Below are 591 nucleotides of genomic sequence, written 5' to 3'. Positions count from 1 at the left end.
CCAAGTGTTGGTTCTACCCCTATATGACTCTAGATCAATAATATGATCAAGCTACGTACCCTGTACACCTATTCAAAACTCCGATGGGTTGCCCGATTCCGTATTACCGCGACTGCTGGCACGGAGATTAGACTGGACTATTCGGTATAATAATCATCATTTATTATACTTATTCAAAAGTAAATCTTCTGATATCAGAAAATGACTTTTAACTCTAAGTTACTGGTTCACACTTTCGTGCATTGACCAATATTCTCCACTGCTGCACATAATCTATGCTCTGGACTTTTTCATTTCCAGTGTCGGGAATCAAGCTTTCACTCTCCCTACTCGTCATTGGCTTGGTAAGCTATTATCCTACCAACTACCTGCTGAGAGGCAAGTGAATCGTTTAAAAAACGGTATCAACTCACCTGTTACTGACCAGTTCGCCATTTCTGACTTGCATGTGTTAAAATACTTAGATACCCATCCGGTGGTGTCATGATTAAACACTTACTATTATGTTCTTTCTCTATCAAAGAACTTCACATCTTATTGATGCTTATTGTATGACATATTGTCATAATTCATTCATACTTATATATTTAT

Annotated in this window: 1 rRNA gene; it reads right to left on the bottom strand. The window is 37.6% G+C overall.

What is annotated here, in order from left to right:
* Positions 1-503 (bottom strand): 16S ribosomal RNA (locus ACYVJ0_RS13715); the annotation flags it as partial.
* Positions 504-591: the final 88 nt, after the last annotated feature.

The sequence above is a fragment of the Microbacterium petrolearium genome (assembly GCF_054782875.1).
This window is presented reverse-complemented; position numbering and strand designations above follow the sequence as displayed.